Source organism: Thioflexithrix psekupsensis (genome assembly GCF_002149925.1).
GTDB lineage: Bacteria > Pseudomonadota > Gammaproteobacteria > Beggiatoales > Beggiatoaceae > Thioflexithrix > Thioflexithrix psekupsensis.
Map to the genome: position 1 here is coordinate 1 of NZ_MSLT01000015.1, position 4,952 is coordinate 4,952.

The 4,952-nt window shown below is 38.8% G+C and carries 9 protein-coding genes; 2 read left to right on the plus strand and 7 right to left on the minus strand.

Annotation, left to right across the window (positions count from 1 at the left end; genetic code table 11):
• Nucleotides 1-190 precede the first annotated feature (190 nt).
• Nucleotides 191-409 carry a glycosyltransferase family 2 protein gene (locus tag TPSD3_RS18140; RefSeq protein WP_086488484.1) on the plus strand — a complete coding sequence of 73 codons (219 nt, stop codon included), beginning with the start codon at nucleotides 191-193 and terminating at the stop codon, nucleotides 407-409.
• An 11-nt stretch (nucleotides 410-420) separates the two neighbouring features.
• Nucleotides 421-2,298 carry a glycosyltransferase gene (locus TPSD3_RS10390; protein WP_280938416.1) on the plus strand — a complete coding sequence of 626 codons (1,878 nt, stop codon included), beginning with the start codon at nucleotides 421-423 and terminating at the stop codon, nucleotides 2,296-2,298.
• A 106-nt stretch (nucleotides 2,299-2,404) separates the two neighbouring features.
• Here the strand turns inward: TPSD3_RS10390 and TPSD3_RS17265 are convergent, their stop codons facing one another.
• The 7 genes from TPSD3_RS17265 to TPSD3_RS17555 form a co-directional block, all read right to left on the minus strand.
• Complete coding sequence (locus TPSD3_RS17265) at nucleotides 2,405-2,614, minus strand: hypothetical protein (protein WP_140048534.1); 210 nt, start codon at nucleotides 2,612-2,614, stop codon at nucleotides 2,405-2,407.
• Nucleotides 2,569-3,336 carry a hypothetical protein gene (locus tag TPSD3_RS10395; RefSeq protein WP_176329836.1) on the minus strand — a complete coding sequence of 256 codons (768 nt, stop codon included), beginning with the start codon at nucleotides 3,334-3,336 and terminating at the stop codon, nucleotides 2,569-2,571. The genes TPSD3_RS17265 and TPSD3_RS10395 overlap by 46 nt, the downstream gene beginning before the upstream one ends.
• Nucleotides 3,275-3,559, minus strand: coding sequence for a hypothetical protein (locus tag TPSD3_RS10400; RefSeq protein WP_086488487.1), 285 nt, complete (start codon nucleotides 3,557-3,559; stop codon nucleotides 3,275-3,277). Before TPSD3_RS10400 ends, TPSD3_RS10395 begins: the two co-directional genes overlap by 62 nt.
• Nucleotides 3,537-3,674 carry a hypothetical protein gene (locus TPSD3_RS17550; protein ID WP_176329837.1) on the minus strand — a complete coding sequence of 46 codons (138 nt, stop codon included), beginning with the start codon at nucleotides 3,672-3,674 and terminating at the stop codon, nucleotides 3,537-3,539. The genes TPSD3_RS10400 and TPSD3_RS17550 overlap by 23 nt, the downstream gene beginning before the upstream one ends.
• 74 nt (nucleotides 3,675-3,748) lie before the next feature.
• A complete protein-coding gene (locus tag TPSD3_RS10405; protein WP_245391574.1) occupies nucleotides 3,749-4,375 on the minus strand; it encodes a glycosyltransferase family protein in 627 nt (208 codons plus the stop codon).
• 20 nt (nucleotides 4,376-4,395) lie between these two features.
• The gene (locus TPSD3_RS10410; protein ID WP_086488489.1) at nucleotides 4,396-4,677 is read right to left on the minus strand and encodes a glycosyltransferase family 2 protein; all 282 of its coding nucleotides are present in this window, start codon (nucleotides 4,675-4,677) and stop codon (nucleotides 4,396-4,398) included.
• Nucleotides 4,678-4,734: 57 nt separating this feature from the next.
• On the minus strand, nucleotides 4,735-4,952 hold a 218-nt coding region (locus tag TPSD3_RS17555), incomplete at its 5' end, for a hypothetical protein (protein ID WP_217884439.1).

Sequence of the window (4,952 nt, forward strand, 5' to 3'; positions counted from 1 at the left end):
CCTGTGGTTGCGGCCATATTTAACCGCGTTAAACCATTCATGGTAGCGATTATTTTTCCAATCTCATGACCGAATCAAACAGGCGATAAACAAAAACCCAGTTGGGTTAAAAGACTGCTGTGGAATAATTAACTTTTTATTCGTAAAAAAAACACAGAACAATAAATAATTTAAGGATTTTGATAAAAAAATGCCAAACAAAAGCCCTATTGCTAACCCCATTCATTTACATCGTAAACCTGCAAATGCACCGACAATTGCGATTATTGTGCGGACATTAAATCGGCCGCATTTACTACAGCGGGCTTTGCGTAGTTTAGCCGAACAAAAACGTTTACCTGATGAAGTGATTGTGGTGAATGATGGCGGAGAATCTGTGGCAAAAATTGTGGCGAATTATCCACTTTAAATCTGCAATTAATCGAGAATGAAACCAGCCAAGGCCGTGCTAATGCAGGCAATCAAGGGGTAGCGGCTTGTCACAGTGATTTTATTGGTTTTTTAGACGATGATGATTGTTATTTAACCGATCATTTATTGCGTTTAGAAAAATGCCTATTAAATTTTGATGCACAAGTGGCTTATTCGGGTTGTAAATTGGTGCAAAGAGATGCTTTAGGAGAAGATAAAGAAGGTATTTTACAAACCAAAGTTATTGGCGAATATAACGACGCTTTTGATCCGCAACGTTTATATTATGAAAATTATATTCCCTTAATTAATCTGCTCATTTCGCGGGAATTATGGCAGCGGTTAAATGGTTTTGATCCGAATTTTGATGTGTTTGAAGATTGGGATATGTTATTGCGTTTATCGCAACTCACTCGTTTTTATCATTTAAATCGTTTAACCACAGAATATGCGGTGTGGGGTCGCCAGCAAATCACCCAACGCACGGCAGCATCGGAATGGTTTGATGCTTATGCGCGCATGTTGCAAAAACATATTTTATCTTTATCGCCCGAAAAACAACTTAAATTACTCACCCATTATTGGATTATTAGCCAAGAGCGGCGAGGTATTGTTGGTCAAAATCAACGCGAATTAGAAAACCTAAAAATAGACTTAATTCGCCAACAAGAAACCGTCGCCCATGCCCGACAACAGCAAGCGCAAATAGAACATGATCGCAGCCAATATCAAACCCAAATTGAACAATGGCAACGAGAGACCCAAATTGCTCGCCAACAAATCGTGGCCATTCAAACGCAATATGAGAATCTAAATACCCAATTATTGCAAGAACGGCAGCGGTTTGAATTGCAGCATCAGGCAGAACGCGATCATTTTCAACAGCAACATCAAGCATTGCAAAAACAATTGCAAGATGAGCGGCAACAATTTGAATTGCAACGGCAAAATGAACAGGAGCAGTTTCAACAACAATATCGGGAATGGCAAGCACAGTTGTTGAAAGAACGGCAGGGGTTTGAGTTGGAAAAACACAAGATTATTTCTACTCAACAGAAAACCCAATCTATTGCCGAAAAAACGCATAAAGAACAATTAAGCGATTTGCAAGAAAAGTGGTTGTCATTACACAATCAATATCAGACTTTGCAACAGCATTATCACGTGGAATATCAACGTAATGAAACTTTGCAATCGGCTTTGCATGAAATGGCACGTCGTAACGCCGTTGGAGTGAGTAAAGATACGCTAACAAAATTAACAATTACTCCAGAAAATGCCTACGCCTTAGCAACGCAAACAGGTGGGGTTATTGATGACTATTTGCGTCTGTTAAATTGGGTTCGAGAAAGAGCCAATGAATCGCTGCAAAATACCACCCAATTAAAACAAATGCTACAAATGGCATTGGAACAATTACAAACCAATTTCCAGCCCATTGATCAGCAATTACAACATCTATTAAATTTATTATCGGCTTCACGTTGGCCACAAGTGCGCCGCTATGTTCCTTTGGCGCAGCATATTCGTGATTTAACGACACAATCCGTCACCACATTACGGCATCAATTAGATGCTGATTTAGCGATTAAAACAAGCCATTTATTAACTTCTACTTTACCCAAAGAATTAGCTGCTTTTATTCCAGAACCGCGCCCTCTTTCTATTTTGTATCCAACTTTTGCTTGTGTTGCAGGTTCAAATCAAACCCCGCGTTTTATGGAAGTGGTAGAATCTTTAGGCACAACGCCTTTTGCTTTAACGCAAGAAAATGTTTTAGTTTTTACCACGCACTGTCATTTAGATAATTTTTTTCGCATTGATATTTTATTCGCCACTTATATGCGAATTAATTCTTGTCAGGTGCGGTTATTATTCGTGAATTAGGACAAAACAATCCGCTTCGAGTTGTCTATTTAGATGGAATGAAGTTACTGGATAATCGCTTTTATGCCGTAGAATTTGAACCGATTGCTTCCGCCGATAAAACTTATCAGATTGAATTAGACCTAACGGTTTCAGCAAACGCATCTTCTAATTCAATCTGATAAGTTTTATCGGCGGAATCTGCAATCGGTTCAAATTCTACGGCATAAAAGCGATTATCCAGTAACTTCATTCCATCTAAATAGACAACTCGAAGCGGATTGTTTTGTCCTAATTCACGAATAATAACCCGCACCTGACAAGAATTAATTCGCATATAAGTGGCGAATAAAATATCAATGCGAAAAAATTATCTAAATGACAGTGCGTGGTAAAAACTAAAACATTTTCTTGCGTTAAAGCAAAAGGCGTTGTGCCTAAAGATTCTACCACTTCCATAAAACGCGGGGTTTGATTTGAACCTGCAACACAAGCAAAAGTTGGATACAAAATAGAAAGAGGGCGCGGTTCTGGAATAAAAGCAGCTAATTCTTTGGGTAAAGTAGAAGTTAATAAATGGCTTGTTTTAATCGCTAAATCAGCATCTAATTGATGCCGTAATGTGGTGACGGATTGTGTCGTTAAATCACGAATATGCTGCGCCAAAGGAACATAGCGGCGCACTTGTGGCCAACGTGAAGCCGATAATAAATTTAATAGATGTTGTAATTGCTGATCAATGGGCTGGAAATTGGTTTGTAATTGTTCCAATGCCATTTGTAGCATTTGTTTTAATTGGGTGGTATTTTGCAGCGATTCATTGGCTCTTTCTCGAACCCAATTTAACAGACGCAAATAGTCATCAATAACCCCACCTGTTTGCGTTGCTAAGGCGTAGGCATTTTCTGGAGTAATTGTTAATTTTGTTAGCGTATCTTTACTCACTCCAACGGCGTTACGACGTGCCATTTCATGCAAAGCCGATTGCAAAGTTTCATTACGTTGATATTCCACGTGATAATGCTGTTGCAAAGTCTGATATTGATTGTGTAATGACAACCACTTTTTCTTGCAAATCGCTTAATTGTTCTTTATGCGTTTTTTCGGCAATAGATTGGGTTTTCTGTTGAGTAGAAATAATCTTGTGTTTTTCCAACTCAAACCCCTGCCGTTCTTTCAACAACTGTGCTTGCCATTCCCGATATTGTTGTTGAAACTGCTCCTGTTCATTTTGCCGTTGCAATTCAAATTGTTGCCGCTCATCTTGCAATTGTTTTTGCAATGGCTTGATGTTGCTGTTGAAAATGATCGCGTTCTGCCTGATGCTGCAATTCAAACCGCTGCCGTTCTTGCAATAATTGGGTATTTAGATTCTCATATTGCGTTTGAATGGCCACGATTTGTTGGCGAGCAATTTGGGTCTCTCGTTGCCATTGTTCAATTTGGGTTTGATATTGGCTGCGATCATGTTCTATTTGCGCTTGCTGTTGTCGGGCATGGGCGACGGTTCTTGTTGGCGAATTAAGTCTATTTTTAGGTTTTCTAATTCGCGTTGATTTTGACCAACAATACCTCGCCGCTCTTGGCTAATAATCCAATAATGGGTGAGTAATTTAAGTTGTTTTTCGGGCGATAAAGATAAAATATGTTTTTGCAACATGCGCGCATAAGCATCAAACCATTCCGATGCTGCCGTGCGTTGGGTGATTTGCTGGCGACCCCACACCGCATATTCTGTGGTTAAACGATTTAAATGATAAAAACGAGTGAGTTGCGATAAACGCAATAACATATCCCAATCTTCAAACACATCAAAATTCGGATCAAAACCATTTAACCGCTGCCATAATTCCCGCGAAATGAGCAGATTAATTAAGGGAATATAATTTTCATAATATAAACGTTGCGGATCAAAAGCGTCGTTATATTCGCCAATAACTTTGGTTTGTAAAATACCTTCTTTATCTTCTCCTAAAGCATCTCTTTGCACCAATTTACAACCCGAATAAGCCACTTGTGCATCAAAATTTAATAGGCATTTTTCTAAACGCAATAAATGATCGGTTAAATAACAATCATCATCGTCTAAAAAACCAATAAAATCACTGTGACAAGCCGCTACCCCTTGATTGCCTGCATTAGCACGGCTTGGCTGGTTTCATTCTCGATTAATTGCAGATTTAAAGTGCGATAATTCGCCACAATTTTTGCCACAGATTCTCCGCCATCATTCACCACAATCACTTCATCAGGTAAACGTTTTTGTTCGGCTAAACTACGCAAAGCCCGCTGTAGTAAATGCGGCCGATTTAATGTCCGCACAATAATCGCAATTGTCGGTGCATTTGCAGGTTTACGATGTAAATGAATGGGGTTAGCAATAGGGCTTTTGTTTGGCATTTTTTTATCAAAATCCTTAAATTAATTTATTGTTCTGTTTTTTTTACGAATAAAAAGTTAATTATTCCACAGCAGTCTTTTAACCCAACTGGGTTTTTGTTTATCGCCTGTTTGATATTCGGTCATGAGATTGGAAAAATAATCGCTACCATGAATGGTTTTAACGCGGTTAAATATGGCCGCAACCACAGGCGGGTCTAAACGTTCTAATAAACTGACAGCACGTTTTAATTCATGCGGATAAATTTGTCCTGCTTCGATCACTAATAAAATTC